18 protein-coding genes are annotated in these 13,827 nt (G+C 67.2%); 1 reads left to right on the forward strand and 17 read right to left on the reverse strand.

All coding sequences use genetic code 11. The features are described from left to right. Window positions 1–35 precede the first annotated feature (35 nt). From AB0L65_RS20600 to AB0L65_RS20665, 14 genes are all read right to left on the reverse strand, one after another. Window positions 36–485 carry a minor capsid protein gene (locus tag AB0L65_RS20600; protein WP_364247624.1) on the reverse strand — a complete coding sequence of 150 codons (450 nt, stop codon included), beginning with the start codon at window positions 483–485 and terminating at the stop codon, window positions 36–38. Then, a complete protein-coding gene (locus AB0L65_RS20605) occupies window positions 482–883 on the reverse strand; it encodes a hypothetical protein (protein ID WP_364247627.1) in 402 nt (133 codons plus the stop codon). Before AB0L65_RS20605 ends, AB0L65_RS20600 begins: the two co-directional genes overlap by 4 nt. Then, the gene (locus AB0L65_RS20610) at window positions 883–1,191 is read right to left on the reverse strand and encodes a hypothetical protein (RefSeq protein ID WP_364247630.1); all 309 of its coding nucleotides are present in this window, start codon (window positions 1,189–1,191) and stop codon (window positions 883–885) included. Before AB0L65_RS20610 ends, AB0L65_RS20605 begins: the two co-directional genes overlap by 1 nt. 4 nt (window positions 1,192–1,195) lie before the next feature. Further along, window positions 1,196–1,591 carry a hypothetical protein gene (locus AB0L65_RS20615; protein WP_364247633.1) on the reverse strand — a complete coding sequence of 132 codons (396 nt, stop codon included), beginning with the start codon at window positions 1,589–1,591 and terminating at the stop codon, window positions 1,196–1,198. A 50-nt stretch (window positions 1,592–1,641) separates the two neighbouring features. Then, window positions 1,642–1,938, reverse strand: coding sequence for a hypothetical protein (locus AB0L65_RS20620; protein WP_364247636.1), 297 nt, complete (start codon window positions 1,936–1,938; stop codon window positions 1,642–1,644). Between the two features lie 37 nt (window positions 1,939–1,975). Further along, window positions 1,976–2,308, reverse strand: coding sequence for a hypothetical protein (locus AB0L65_RS20625; protein ID WP_364247639.1), 333 nt, complete (start codon window positions 2,306–2,308; stop codon window positions 1,976–1,978). Between the two features lie 5 nt (window positions 2,309–2,313). Beyond that, window positions 2,314–3,258 carry a P22 phage major capsid protein family protein gene (locus AB0L65_RS20630; protein ID WP_364247642.1) on the reverse strand — a complete coding sequence of 315 codons (945 nt, stop codon included), beginning with the start codon at window positions 3,256–3,258 and terminating at the stop codon, window positions 2,314–2,316. Between the two features lie 45 nt (window positions 3,259–3,303). Beyond that, window positions 3,304–4,173 carry a hypothetical protein gene (locus AB0L65_RS20635; RefSeq protein WP_364247644.1) on the reverse strand — a complete coding sequence of 290 codons (870 nt, stop codon included), beginning with the start codon at window positions 4,171–4,173 and terminating at the stop codon, window positions 3,304–3,306. Between the two features lie 242 nt (window positions 4,174–4,415). After that, entirely contained in the window at window positions 4,416–6,290 is a 1,875-nt protein-coding gene (locus AB0L65_RS20640) for a phage minor capsid protein (protein WP_364247647.1), read from the reverse strand. 1 nt (window position 6,291) lies between these two features. Continuing rightward, the gene (locus AB0L65_RS20645; RefSeq protein WP_364247650.1) at window positions 6,292–7,863 is read right to left on the reverse strand and encodes a phage portal protein; all 1,572 of its coding nucleotides are present in this window, start codon (window positions 7,861–7,863) and stop codon (window positions 6,292–6,294) included. 46 nt (window positions 7,864–7,909) lie between these two features. Further along, on the reverse strand, window positions 7,910–8,167 hold the full coding sequence (locus tag AB0L65_RS20650) for a hypothetical protein (RefSeq protein ID WP_364247653.1): 258 nt from the start codon (window positions 8,165–8,167) through the stop codon (window positions 7,910–7,912). A 9-nt stretch (window positions 8,168–8,176) separates the two neighbouring features. Further along, window positions 8,177–8,476 carry a hypothetical protein gene (locus tag AB0L65_RS20655; RefSeq protein WP_364247656.1) on the reverse strand — a complete coding sequence of 100 codons (300 nt, stop codon included), beginning with the start codon at window positions 8,474–8,476 and terminating at the stop codon, window positions 8,177–8,179. Between the two features lie 7 nt (window positions 8,477–8,483). Then, window positions 8,484–9,920: a hypothetical protein gene (locus AB0L65_RS20660; RefSeq protein WP_364247659.1), complete on the reverse strand. Its 1,437-nt coding sequence runs from the start codon at window positions 9,918–9,920 to the stop codon at window positions 8,484–8,486. Between the two features lie 50 nt (window positions 9,921–9,970). Next, window positions 9,971–10,510 (reverse strand): hypothetical protein, encoded by a 540-nt coding sequence (locus tag AB0L65_RS20665; protein WP_364247661.1) that lies wholly within the window; start codon window positions 10,508–10,510, stop codon window positions 9,971–9,973. Window positions 10,511–10,703: 193 nt separating this feature from the next. Between AB0L65_RS20665 and AB0L65_RS20670 the strand changes: the two genes are divergently transcribed. Next, the gene (locus AB0L65_RS20670; protein WP_364247663.1) at window positions 10,704–11,381 is read left to right on the forward strand and encodes a hypothetical protein; all 678 of its coding nucleotides are present in this window, start codon (window positions 10,704–10,706) and stop codon (window positions 11,379–11,381) included. Here AB0L65_RS20670 and AB0L65_RS20675 read toward each other — a convergent pair. The 3 genes from AB0L65_RS20675 to AB0L65_RS20685 are packed head-to-tail and all read right to left on the reverse strand — an operon-like array spanning window position 11,301 to window position 13,821. Next, the gene (locus AB0L65_RS20675; RefSeq protein WP_364247666.1) at window positions 11,301–12,587 is read right to left on the reverse strand and encodes a PBSX family phage terminase large subunit; all 1,287 of its coding nucleotides are present in this window, start codon (window positions 12,585–12,587) and stop codon (window positions 11,301–11,303) included. The genes AB0L65_RS20670 and AB0L65_RS20675 overlap by 81 nt on opposite strands. Continuing rightward, the gene (locus AB0L65_RS20680; RefSeq protein WP_364247669.1) at window positions 12,584–13,078 is read right to left on the reverse strand and encodes a hypothetical protein; all 495 of its coding nucleotides are present in this window, start codon (window positions 13,076–13,078) and stop codon (window positions 12,584–12,586) included. Before AB0L65_RS20680 ends, AB0L65_RS20675 begins: the two co-directional genes overlap by 4 nt. Window positions 13,079–13,113: 35 nt before the next feature. Further along, entirely contained in the window at window positions 13,114–13,821 is a 708-nt protein-coding gene (locus AB0L65_RS20685) for a ParB/RepB/Spo0J family partition protein (protein ID WP_364247672.1), read from the reverse strand. Window positions 13,822–13,827: the final 6 nt, after the last annotated feature.

Genomic DNA, 13,827 nt, shown 5'->3' on the forward strand with positions numbered 1-13,827 from the left:
AGCGGGACGGCGCGAAAGGAAAAGGGAGGACAGAGCTAGTCGCGGTACGGCGTTGGCCAGACCACCATCAGCTCATACGAGTCCGGCCGCTCCCACCGGCCGGACGAGTCACGGGCCAGCGCCGCCACGATCGTCCGCCGGACCAGCAGAACGACCACGCCCGTGGAAAGAGTGAGATTCGACCGGCCGTGCAGCGCCGCGAACACCTGGTCGGCGTAGTCGCCGACGATGCGCGGATCCGACGCCGTCCGCATCCGGGCCTGCACCAGCACCGTCGAATCCGACTGGTCGACGTCGTCGCCGCCCGTGCCAGTGCCGTAGATGGCCAGCGAGATCGCCTCGTCCGGCTTGCTGGGCAGACCACCAAGCGTGATCGCCCGTTGCTGCGCGGTGTACGCGCCCACCGGATCCCAATGGCCCACGCCGGCCTCAGCCAGCAGAACCGCCAGGCCGGTCAGCAGGTCACGGGAAAAGGTCCCGCTCATCCGCGCAACGCCCTCTCGATCTGGGTGCCGATGATGGCGCGCACGGTTTCCGCCTCGGCATAGAGCGTCTTCTCCAGCCACTTGGGCTCGCCCTGGATCGGGTGCTCCCACGTGATCTCTTCGTGCTGGCGAGCCGCGTACACGATGTCGTAGCCCAGGGCGGCCTTCAGCCGGCCCTCGTCCACAGCGATCGAGCCCGGCCGCTCGCGTGGATCACCGGACCTCTGCAGGTCGCCCGTACGCCACGGCGTACGCGGAGCCGCCTCGGTCAGCACGTGCTCCGACGCCAGATACACGCCACGCGCGGCCGCCTCGTTCAGCTCGTGCTCGATGATGTCGGGCCCGAGATGGAGATCGAGCCGCACGTCGACCTTGATTCGCACGTTGGCCTTGCCCATCAGCGGCACACCACCTCTACGTGATCAGGAGTGGGCAGCCCGCCACCGTCCCGCGCGTACGACGCGATGACCGTGGTTACCCTGCCGTTGACGGTGACTCGGCTGCCTTCGGGGCAGCGGGTGCCGGGCGGAAAGAAGATCGTCGTGTCGCTGACGGTCTCGGCGCCCTGAGCGTCCCGGACGAGACGCCGCTCGTCATCGACGAGGCACCGCACCGTCACGGCGGCGCCGAAGATCGGCCCGTACGCGCCATCGCCGAGAAACGGCTCGATCAGGGCCTCATGCCTGAGCAGCCAGTCAGGAAGCATGCGATCACCAGGCCGTCGTGTCGAACGCGTACCCCGGCAGCAACCCCGCGGTATGCAGGATGCGGGACGCGTCCGGAGCGTGCCGGGCCGGACCCGCCTCACCGCCATTGGCCCGCCCAAGCCGCACCGAACCGATCTGGATGTCCTTGAACGCGCTGGCCACGCCGTACGGGTCGCCAGTCGCGATCATCCATGCGGCTTGCGCGCACGTCGCACGCATGATCGCGTCCCGCTCCTTCGGATCGGTCGGCATCTCCTGCTCGTTGGTGGCGTACACCGCGCCGATCAGCAGCTCGTCGACCCGCTCACTGGCGCGGGCCAACGACGCCTCAATCCCGTCCGGGGCAGTCTTGGCGGTGTAGGCCGCGTAGTCGTCGGCCGTCGCGTACACCACCACCATGGGCCTCCTCTCCACATATGAGAAGCGTCAGCGGAACCGCTGACGTTGTATTAGGCGGGCAGCTCGTACACCGACACCTGGACGCCGGCCGGGTCGTCGTAGTTGATCCACACGGTGTCGTCGCCCTGCCGGTAGATCGGCGTGAACGGCGGCACGAGCACGTCCGCGCCAGCCGCGAGCACGTACGGGACGTCCCCCAGAGGCTGACCCTCCACCTGACCAGGAATGACCACGGTCACGGTGCGCGGCCCGGTCGAGGTGTTCTTGATGCGGAGCTGCCGCTTGGCCGAGTAACCGAACGCATGCCCGTCCACCACGGCGGGCGTGAGCGCCCCAGCGAGGTTCACACCGGCCCGGGTCATCTTCGTAACAGCGAGGTTTGCCCTAGCCATCGCTCTCCTCTTCCTGGCCGAACTCCTCGACGAGGGCGGCCTTGCTCAGCGCCTTGGCGTCCTTCTCCGGCATGCCGCGCATGACCGCGTACGCCACCCACACGGCCTTGGTCGCGCCCTCGGGCGGAGGACCAGGCGGAAGGACAAGGGCCGGGCCGGCCGGAGCCTGCGCGGTGGCAGGCTCCGGACCGGTCGGTGTGGCCGGAACGGCCGGGGCGGCGGGCTGGGACAGGATCTCCCAGTTCGGCCAGCAGTCCAGGATCGGGTCCCGCTCCGCCAGCGTCACCTTCTGCCCGGTGTTCCGGTTGTGGTACACCCAGCTCATGCCGCCTACGCCTTGGTCTTCGTCTTGCCGGTCGTGATGACCACGGCGCGGTCGGCGTCGAGAGTCTTCACGCCGTAGAGCGTGTCGATCGAGACGATGTCCTGCTTGGCCTTGATGTCGTAGTCCATGACCACGCGCAGCCCAAAGCCGCGGTAGGACTCGACGTGCGCGTTCGCGGCACCCTGCGGAAGCACCAACGGGCGCGTCACCAGGGCAAACGCCGTCCGGTGGAACGCGACACCGATCTCGTGGTCCGGAAGCGTCGTGCCGACCGGGTCGGTCGCTTTGAACTCCGGCTGGCGAATGTTCTGGGTCTGGTAGCTGTCGAACCCGAACACCCTTCGACCCAGGTTGGCCTCACGCAGACCCTCAGTGTCGCCACGAGTGTCGGCCTGGTGGAACAGCGGGTCAGCCAGCCACAGCGCTTCCTGCTCCGGGCCGACCACGATGTACCTATCGGTGGAGGGCACGTTGCGCTGGTTCAGCACCCTCCGCCCAGCGATGGCCACGCGCGGGTTGGCGTACTTGAACGCAGCGGTCGTCTCGCTGTCGAGACCGACCTTCTGCACGACGTCGGCCCTCAGCGACAGGATGTCCCGGTCGATCTTCTGCGCGATCGCCTCACACGCGGGCGCAAGAAGCTGCTGGTTGAAGTCGACAATGTCCAACGTCAACTCCTCGCTGGTCACGGCGAAGGAGACATCGGCGAACCTGTCCAGCGTGATCGGGATTGAACCTTCGGTAGCGTTCTGGATCTCGATCCCGGTCGCCCTATTGAAGTTCTTCGCCTCGAACTTCGCGGGCTTGCGGATCGTGATCGTGTCGCCAATGCGCGACACGAACTCCTCTTCGTAATCCCTGTAAACGAGCTGCGACATGACGGTGGTCTCGTACAGGTTGGCGAGCGCCTGCCGCGCGATCACGGACGGCGTCAGAAAGTTGTTAGCCATCGGGCCTTATCTCCAGAGATGAAGCGTCAGCGGTACCGCTGACGGCTACGTCGACGACTTCTTCGCCTGCCGCTGCTTGCGGAAGTCGTCGATGGACGGCTCGGAACCGGTGACGCGTCCGCCAGGCCCGCCGGCGAACTCACCCCCCGAGCGAGAGGGCGGCCCCGCCAGGGAGCCAGCCTTGAACTTCGGGTTCTCCGTGACCGCGAGTTCGATCACCTCGCCGAGCTTGGCGGCGAAGTCCTGCGCGTCGATGTCGAGGTCACGGGCCTTCTTCAAGAACGACCGCGAGTCGAGCAGGGCGTCGGGGTCGGCGCCGAGCTTCAGGCCCTGCCGGTGCACAGCCAGCTCCATCAGCGCGCGGCGGTGCCGCTCCTTCTCCTCGTCCCGCTCCTTCGCGGTCGTGTCCCGCTCACCAGTGAGCTGTTCGATGATCTGCTCCGGGGTGAGCTGCTGCTGCTCCTCGCTGACCAGGCCGAGCGCCTTGCCGATCTGCTTGGCCAGGTCGGACTGGACCTGCGCAGTGAGCTCCTCGGCGGACGGGCCCTGAGACCGCTTGTTCTCCTCCAGCGCCTCCTGAACCTTGCGCAGCTCAGCGCGGTAGTCGCCCGCCTCCTTGCGCAGGTCGCGGAACAGCTTCTGACCCCACTCCGGGAGCTGGTCCACGCGGAGCGCGTCCGGGTTGACCTGCTCGTCCTTCTGCCGAAGGTTGGTGAGCGGGTCCGGCGCGGGCGGAGCCTCCTGGGTGGACGGCGTGACCCCGGCCTCAGGGACACCGCTCTGCGGATTGCCCTGCTGCTGGCCTTCGCCTTCACCTTCCGGAGCACCTCCGGCGATCAGCCTGATCGGCTGGCCGGACTTGCGGTAGCCGATGATCGCGCCAGGCGTCGTCGGCAGCATGCGGTCCTCGAACATTGGCCCTCCCGGAGCCGGACATGGAAAAAGCCCGCGCCAGGCGGGCCTACCGAACAGACAGGTAATCCCAGGTCAGCGCCCGGCTGACTGGGTCCTGCGGTAGATACGCACCCACAAGAGCGCGAGCGCGCGTTGACGGTTGTCCCCTACGGGGTCGTAGGGGCAGTCAGTGATCGGGCGGCGGTTCAGCGCCGCCCACCGCGCCGTGGTGACGGCCGCCCGGTGGTCAAGTTCCGACAGGCTCACCGGCGACTCTCCTTGATCAGCTTCGCCGCCTTCTTGTCGGAGGCGCGGCCCAGCATCTGGGCGCGGAACTCCACCAGCGTCATGCGGGGGTGCTTCTCCCACCACATCTTCAGCTCATCGGAAGCCCACTTGTTTGCGACGTCCTGCCTGCCCGACAGCACCGACCGGCCGTCGATCCCCCGGCGCCGGCCCTCGGCGTTGACGAGCACCCCGCGGGTGTAGCGTTCGGCCGCGATGAACTGCAGCTCCAACCACTCATCGAACAGGCGCCGCACCACCTGGTCGAGGGTCTCGCCCGGCAGGCGCTGCGACTCGACGTGAGCGCGGGACTCATCCCGCCGCATCAGGTCCGGGTCAAGCCCGTACACCTGCGCGTACGCGTCGAACTCGTCCACGCCGTCGTCGATCAGGTCCCCGACCGCGCGGTCCTCGGGCGTCTCCTCCAGATCCCAGCGCCAGTCCTGGTTCTGCTCGCGCCGGTCCAGCTCGGCCAGCAGCCGCTCCAGCGCCGCATCATCGCCGGCGCGTGAGAAGCGCTCCACGAGCTCGAGCACCTGCTCGTCGGTGACCTGGGCGAAGTCCTCAGGCAGCTCGCGGACGGCGGCCTTCACCTGCTCGTCCCGCTGTGCTTCCCGGTCGGCGTCGCGCTGCTCCAGCACCTGCGTGACCCGCTTGACGGCCCCGGGGTCGTCGCCGTGCTGCCCGAGCAGCGCCGCCAGCTCCTCATCCGACCGCTTCTCCAGGTTCTTCGGCAGCATCTTGGCCCGCTGCCGGTCACGGCGGATCGGCAGCCCCGACTCCTTGGAAAGCTCTCGGATCCGCTCGTTCAGCGCCTTGACCCGCCGCTCAGCCTGGTCCCGGTCCTGCTTGTCCAGCGCCACCGACGCCTGCCGCCGCGCCGACCGAAGATCCCGCTCCAGGCGGCGCATCTTCTGCGAGTCGGCATAGTCGGCCGGATGCTTGCGCACCGGTGGCCTCTTGGTGGCGCCCGGCAGGTACGCGAGGAGGTTGTGCCCGCATCCGGGATGCAGGAGGCCGGCCGTGCGAGCCTGCTCGACGCTGCCCTCCACGAGCACATCGACCATCTCGTCGGACACGTAAGACAGTTCCTGCCGCCACCCGATGCGGCCCGACTGGGTGAGGATCTTCCCTTCCCAGGGGGAGCAACGAGAGCAAGTGAACGGCAGCCGGCTCACCATGACGAGATCGACGCCGTTCTCCTTCAGCGTGGCCAGATGCCCGTCCACCGCGGCGCGGGCCATCGCAGACCGCACGGCCATCTCCGCGTACGCGCCGATCGACCACGACCGTCCGGACGAGTCCGTGAACCCGGTGATGCCCTTGCGCGCGAACATGTCCAGCGCGCGGGCCGTCGCCTGCTCTCTCGTCTCCGCGCCCGTCAGCGCCCGGCCGGCCACCTGCGCAACCACCTGGGAGAACACGTCCTCGGTGGTGCGCAGCGCACCCATGTGGACGCTCTGCACGCGCTGCACCGTCTGCCGGGCCAGCTCGATCACGCCCTGGCCCTGGCCGATCCGCTTGGCGTTGCCCAGGTGCGTCAGGTCCGTCATCGCGCGCTGCACACCGCGCTTCCACGCCGCGGTGACGCCCGTCGTGACGAGCTTGTCCGACAGCCGCTCCAGGCGGCGCACCACCCGGTCAGCCTCCCTACGCAGTTCGCGCAGCTCCCCAAAGCGGACACCCTCCCACTCGGGTTCGCCCAGCCGCGCAGCCAGCGCCTCCGAGACGACGCGCAGCAACTCCCGCTCCGCGTCGTAGTAGATCGCCGCCACAGCGCGGGCATGGTCGAGAGCGGCCTCGATCTGCTCCAGGTCTTGCTGCCCGAGGGCCTCGGCCGCCGCGGTAGTCACGTCAGTCCTCGCCGCTCGCGTCCGGAATCAGGACCTCATCGAGTCTGTCCGGGTCAGGTACGGTCAGTCCCAGTTCGTCGCGCAGCCTCTTAACTTCGGCTGTGACCTGATGGTCGTCCCATTCGGCGTGGACCAGGCGCACCTTGGACTCCAAGCTGATCGCCTGGGCCCGGTTGAACAGCTCAACGGTGCGCCCCAACGCCTCCGGGTCAGGTAGGACGCCGTCAGGCCAATGCACCTCCGCCCGTTCGGGCGTGACCTTCGTGCCCCACACGCCGAGGTCCACGGACAGCAGCGCTTCGGCGAGCCACTGCAGAGAAGGGGTCCAGTAGCCAGTCTTCCTGCCTCTGGTCGAGAAGGACTTGCGATCGCGACTGTGAATCTCTGTCGCGGTGAGTTGCCGACCAGAGCCGTCAGCCTCGCCAAACGATGACGCGCTGTAGCCCGCGCCGCGAAGAATTTGAGCAATCAGAGCCTTGCCGGACTCGACATGTTCGGTCACGCGGATCGCGAACTGCGAGATTGTCAGCATGGCGTTCGGCGCGGTGCCGGGCGGCGGCAGCATGCCCAGGCCGGAGTAGATCTCCTTGTCCGGATCCCACGTCGCGCCCTTGCCACGGCCGAGGTTCTCCAGGAACAGGTCGGGCACGACGATCCTGCCCTTACCGAGCCGGATGTCCCGCATGAGGCTCGTCCACACCTCGTCGAGGGCGTCCATCAGGTGTTCGACGCCCTGATAGTCGGAGCGCCCGAGTGCCGTGCCCCGGATCAGGCGGTGCGGCCTCATGTTCGGCACGTAGTTGACGAGCAGGCCGCGCGGGAAATAGGTGTCGAAGCCGCCCGTCTCGTCGACCTTGTCGGCGTAGATCTCAGTCTCCGGGTGCTCGGTCAGCGGGATCGGCTTGCCGAGCTTGTTGGAGGTGCCCAGGTACAGCCCGTGGTAGACGCGGCCGCGTTCGTGTCGCTCCAGGTGCCGCCACACCTGGCCCTTTTCGTCCTCGCGTAGGATCCGCCAGAACGTCACCGCGAAGAGGGCGCCGTACCGAAACTCCGGCACGGCGGCATCCGGAGGAAAGACGGACAGCACGGGGTGGTCGTACATCTCGGTGTCCCAGCCGACGCGCAAGAACACCCCGCCGTACGCCGAAGAGACCTCCGCGGCCTCCAGCAGCGACCCGTAGATGCCCGCCTCATGCATGAGCGAGTCGAGTCGCTTCTGACCGTTCTTGCCCTTCACCCGCAGCGTCGGCGGCTCCGAAAACAGCAGGTCCGCCGACGTGCTGCAGATGTCGCCTGCGATCGGGATGTGAAGCTTCGTGTTCCGGACCTGCCCGGACGGCGTCGGGCTGCCCCAGAACCAGCGGCTGACTCGGTTCATGATGCCGGTCACGCCCGGCTGCGGCCGGTCCCATCCCTTGGGGTCGAGGCCGATGCCGTGCACCTGGTTCGCGCCGTACACGCGCGCCAGATGATCTGGATCGCCTCCGTACCACGCCCCCCACTGCTCATAAAGCCGCAGCTCACGATGGATGTGCGGCGGCGGCCACGCCTGATCCTGCACCGGCAGCGGCATCTCACGCCCTCACTCTTCTGTTGTTGATCGCCGAAACGTGGGCCGGTCAGGTCCGAACAGGCCAATGCCAGGTGCCCGGCTCCGAACCGGGTCCGACGTTGTACTCCTGAAACCCGCCCAGAGCGCCGGGCGTGAACACCCACAGATGCACGTGAAAGGCGCTGTCGAGCGGCGGGACCGCGCCCACCCGCACCCCTTCCGGGTCGAGCGTCTCCACGTCAGCGGTCACGATCGCCGCCCTGACCGCGTGCAGGCCCTGCTTGCCCCGGTAGCGAACAATCCGCCCAGTCACTGGACGTTCCATGCGAACTCCTTAGATGACGTCGATGAGTCCCGCGGGCAGCACCGGCTGCTCGACGGTGGTGGTCACGCGCACCCACGCCTGGTAGGTGCCGTCGGGCCGCGCAACGGTCCCGCCTGGGCCGAACAGGATGCGGGCGGTCGTGCCGTGCTCGGTGACCGAATTGGGCTTCCACTCGGCGTCGTGCCAGTCGCCTTCGACCGGCTCGACGCCAGGGCCGGTGAATGCGATCTCCACCTGCTCCACACCCGTTGAGCCGCGCACGAAGAACGGCAAGTACTCGCGCGACAGCGACGAGATCGGTTCCACCATGGGCTCCTTACGTGTGCGATGCGGACCAGGAACGGCGAGGCGGGTCAACGCTCCACGGGCGCGGAGCCACGCTGGCACTCCACTGCCTGCGCGGCCCGTCAACGCCGGTGATCTTCCGCCCCGGGTCGATCACGAGCGCTGTTTCGGCCAGCGCCGCCGAGTCCGTCGCGAAGATGGGATCAGCAGCCGTCCCAAGATCGAAGACAATCGCGCCGTCGTGCCGGTCCAAGACGACGCTCACGTGAGCGGACTCGATGACCACAGCACCCTCGGCCACAGTCGGGCCCACATCGGCCTGCTCGACCACAGCCGCCGCGTCCGTCGCGGACCGCAGCACGTCAACCCGCGCGACATCGGCCAAGGCCGCAGTGTCACCTGCATCCACCTGCGCCGAGGCCGTCGCCATCTCGGACACCGCAACCAGATCGCTGGTGGACGGCCCAAGCGATTCCTCAGCGGTCGCCGACTCTGTGACCAGGCCCTGATCCCCCACCAGGAGCATGATCTCGACGGTCTCCGTCAGCCCGGCCGCGTCATCCCGGCTGACCACGATGGTGAGCTGAGACGCTTCGCTAGCCATGCCTGTCTCGGCCAGCGCCTGGGCCGCGCTGGTGTCGGCCATCTCCGACACCGTAGCCGTGTCCCCACAGTCGGCAGCGCCCGACAGCGTCGGCGTCTCCGTCACCGCGCCCTGGTCACCAACCAGCCGGGCCGCCAGCTCGGCAACGGCAGCAGAGTCGCTGCGGACCATCGGCGGCAACTGGATGCTCGACGGCTGCTCAGTGACGGCAGCGGAGTCACTGCCGCTCTTGTCCACCAGCGTGACGGGGTTGCGGATGCGAAGCTTGATCGTGTGGGCTTGCGTTACGGGAGCTGACGCTGTGAACGTTGCCGACCCGGTGTTGCCGTCAGACGTGAACGTCCGGCTCACCAGGCACGCGGTTGTGTAGGTGCCGGACTGGCGATCAACCATCGGCGTCCAGCCAGCCGGTTCGGTCCACGTCCTGCTCGGTACGTTGCCACCCGCGGCAGCGGTCCAGATGAGGATGACGTCTCCGGCCGAACCCGCCGAGCCAGCGTTGACGACGGTCGCGCCTCCGTCGCTGTCGATGACGCTGGCAGAGTCAGCCAAGCTGAACTGCCCTGTCGCCACAGACACGATCGCGATCACAGCGTCAGCGCCGGAAGCCTGCCCGAACGAAACGCTGGCTGGTTCGGACCCACCGGCGGTTTTGACCCACGCCCTGGTGTAGAAGACGGACCCGCTGACCGGGACCACTGCGTCAGACCAGCCCGTGCCGCTGATGGTCATCTGGCCCGTGCTGCCTGAGTCGCAGGAGTGCAGCGCGATCAGGATGTCCCCCGCCTGGTAGGCCGGGGTGGGCACAGAGGAGGTCGCCGCCGTACCGGTGGATGCCGACGTGTAGTCGCGGATCTGCGGCATGCCCTACCTCCCGGGCCTGGTGCAGGGCTCCAGGCGCTCGGCCGGCATGGTCAGGCCAGGGTCAGCGCGACGGACAGCGTCCACGCTGCGGCGGATGTCTTCGTTCCGAGGGCTTCCACTTTCCGGTTGAGCATCCGGCCACCGCTGGCGCCGTTGAAGATGCCCCATTCGTTCCAGGCGAAGTTGGCGTCGCCGCTCGCGAAGGTGGACCGGAACACGATGGTGGCGTTGGTGGAGGCCGTACCGTCGCCATGCGCGGGGAAGCTGGAGTCCATGGCTTTGCGCAGCTTGTTCGTGGTGGCCTGGAGATCCGTCTGGGTCGCGGCGGCTGCTGTGGTGGAGTCGCCGACACCCAGGTAGGCGTTAGCCGCGTTGAAGTACGTGAGCGGCTGACCCGCGCTCGCAGTGCCGTTGCCGATCAGCATCTGCCACAGAGCGCTGGCGCCGCCGTGCATGAGCAGGTTGCCCTCACGCTCGATCACGTCGTACGGCACGGCGTCGGGGCCGATGTCGTCGCCCCAGTACTTCTCCAGCCTCCAGGTGGCACGCCACTTGATCGGGTCGTGGGTGAGCATGCTCTCGGCAGACATAGAAACTCCCTGGTCAGGGTCGGATCATCATGGGGTCCAGCAGTGCGGCCCCGGCCGCCGCCGCCCCTCAACAGCAAGGGCCGGGGACCGCACTTGGGCTCGACGCGCGTACGGGGAAGCCGCGCGGAGCAGGCACACCCCTGGCCGGCCGCCACATACCGGCGGGGTGCGCGTTTATGAAGGATCGAGAATTGTGGCTGCGGAGATCTGCGACGAAGAGGATCCGCCAAGTGAAGCTAGCGGTATGGCGCAGTCATGGACTCAGATCATCACGCCGCTAATTGCGGTACTTGGCACCCTTCTGGGCGTCTTAGTCGGCGACCGGATGAACCGTCGATCTCAGCGACACCACTGGTCGCGCCAGGTACAACAAGAAGCCTGTGATCAAGTTTTCCGCGAGTCATCCAGACTCATGATCGACCTAGTTGGCCTGATCGGAGCCAAGTCGAAGCCGACAACCAAATCCAAAGAGTTGGACTGGAATCCCTGGAGCAACGCCCTCGGCTCGCTCAACACAAGCGTCCACCAGGAAATCGTGGACGCTGCTCATGCCGTCGACACCGAAATCTGGCGCGCCCACCGACAGATTGACGTGGGCCTACCGGCGCTAGAGATGTGGTTCTCGCTGCGCGATCAGATCGACCTCAAGCGCCTGGACTTCGTCAACGCCGTCAGGAAGCACGTAACGGGCCAGGAACCCTTGAAGCGTCTTGGCGGGCGGCCAGCTCGGGAAGATCCGATCTGGCGCCTTGGCGAGACGGGGAGCATTGAAGAGGGTCCGGCGGAATCCTCAGAAAGCAGGAACAGGTTCGAGCAATCTCAGCCAGGCGGCTTGGGTGCTGTGCAGGGCATACCTGGCCGCGTCGAGTGAATGATCATCGATCTTGATGGGGGCGTCCTCGCCGCGCTCGGCCTTACGCTCGTCCCACGCGTACGAGGCCACCTCGTCGAGGAAGCCTCGGCAGGATGCGTGAACCCGGAGGTGGTCAGCGGCGATCAAGTTGCTCACCGTGCGAATGCCGTCGAGCACGGCGTTGTCGCCCTGCTGCGGCCGGAGACCGTCGTAGTAGAGCTGCGTGATGAAGCTGGCGGCCGACGGGTCGACCAGGAGCCAGCTCGGCCGGACACCTTGCGTCCCCGGTCCATGAGCGTTGGGGATGTTGTCCAGCCAGTCGGTGAGCCGTCGAGAGTACTCGCTGTCCGTCAACTGCCTGCGCTCGGCCCGGGAGTCGTAGCGCAGTTCGGACGCAAGGTAGATGCGCCGCTGACCCTCGTGGTCGGGAGTGGAAACGCCGACCAAGATCGCAGCAAACGGATTGACGGTCCCGTAGTCCACACCTGCCGCCAACCACTTCTCCATGAGCGGCAGCTCGTCCACGACGTGCCGATCCTCGTCGAACTGATCGTAGATCGCGCCCTCGGCCATCACCCACAGGCCCGCGATGAATCGCTTGTACCAGAGCCCGCTGTACTCACTCTTGAGCGCCTTGACGTAGGCCGGGTCCAACGAGTGGTTGTCGTCGAGGCGGAAGTGCCACTGGCGGAGGTCCAGCTCGTGCGCCCGGTCGAGGAAGTCCTTCTTCAGCCAGTGCGACGGACTGTCAGGGTTCGTGCTCGCGAACAGCTTGGCGCCCTTGACGCTGAGCCGGGACAGGAGCATGTCCCAGAAGGGACGCTCGATCAAGGTCGCCTCATCGACGTAGGCGCCGGCCGCGGTCATGCCGCGCAACCGATTCTCGGCGCGGGCGTCGTTCGAGCTGATGATTTCGACCTTGCGACCCAAGATCACGGCAGTCGGCGCACCGCGAGTGTACGTGATCCGCTTCGCGATCGGTCCCATGAGCGCAGGGTCGGTGAGCACATCGAACACGTTTCGTGCGATGGTGTCGGCGGTCTTGCCGACGATCACCAGCGATCCGCCGCGTGGCGCGTTCGCCACGAAGGTGACCCAGCGGATCAACGAGGCGATGGTTTTGCCCGATCGGATGGCGCCCCACCAAATGTTCAGACGGGCCGTCGATTCGGCGATCGACCTCTCTTGCTTGGGCGAAAGACGTACGGCCAGGGCGAGGCTCACGCTTCACCCCCGCTGTCGTCGTACTCGATCTCGCCTTGGATGACCTCGGCTTCGAGGATCACGTCGGTGTCCGGGTCCGGCACGTTGTGGCGGGCCTGGAGCTGAAGAAGCATGTTGCCGAGCAGGCTGGCCATGTCGCTGTCGGCCGCCCCATTGCGGTTGATCAAGTCAAGGCCCAGCAGCGAAGAACGCTTGTTGATGATCTTCAGGCAGGTTTCGACGGCGTTGACCTCGCCCTTCAGCACCTTCGGCCAGACCGCCGCCATCATCCGGTCCAGCCGGTCGAGCTCCAGATGCAGCAGGTGCTCGGCCGCCATCTGCTCCTGCTTGGCCGCCTTCTGCAGCGCCCGCGTGACGTCACTGCTCGCCGCCTGCGGGCTGGAATAGCCCAACCGCTCCGCAATGAGCGTGGGACTCACGCCGGCGATGCGCATCTGCAACGCCTGGTGGCGGCGCTTGGAGATCTCCAGCTTGCGCTGCTGATCGGCCATGAGGGAGCCGCCCTCCTCATTCGTATGCGATACCGCTAACGGTCTGCGTGAGTCCTCAGCGCCGCGAGCACGATCTCAGCCAGCGAGGCGTCACCGCCCCGGGCGCGGACGCGGTCGAGCAGCTCCGTCACCTCCTCGTGCTGGGCAGCCGTCAGGGTGACGATCAGCTCCACCGTCATCCCGCTCTTCGGCCGAGGCGCAGCCGCAGGCTCGGCCGTCGCAGCGTCGTCCTCGCCATCCTCGTCGGGCGCTTCGTCCTCGAGGTCGCCGCCGCTGTCGTCGCACTGGTCCTGGTCGTCATCGGCCAGGGCCGGCGCGGGCCGTGTCGGTGGCTGCGGTGTGGCAGCCTCATCAGCGATGACCTCGACCTCGCCCGCCAGGTCGTCGAGCAGGTCCGCCAGGTCCTCGTCACGCCAGCCGGTCCCGTCGAGGTCGGACAGCCCTTGCAGCAGTTCGACAAGCTTGGTGTCGTCGTAGCCGCCGAACTCTCCGAGCCGGTTGTCGGCAAGCAGGATGCGCAGCGCGGTGTCGTCGTCTACGTCGAGTACCACGGCGGGGATCTTCTTCAGCCCGGCCTTGGTCGCACCGCGCCAACGATGCTCACCTGCGATGATCCGCATCCGCGACGACTGTACGACGACTGAGCCGTAGAAGCCGAACCGCTTGATCGAACCGGCGATGAGGTCCACGTCGCCCTGGTGAGGGTTGTCCGGATGCGACTCTAGCTCGTCCACCCCCACCATGCGGTA

Origin of the sequence: Nonomuraea sp. NPDC052116 (genome assembly GCF_040680035.1) — a bacterium.
GTDB classification, from domain to species: Bacteria; Actinomycetota; Actinomycetes; order Streptosporangiales; family Streptosporangiaceae; genus Nonomuraea; species Nonomuraea angiospora_A.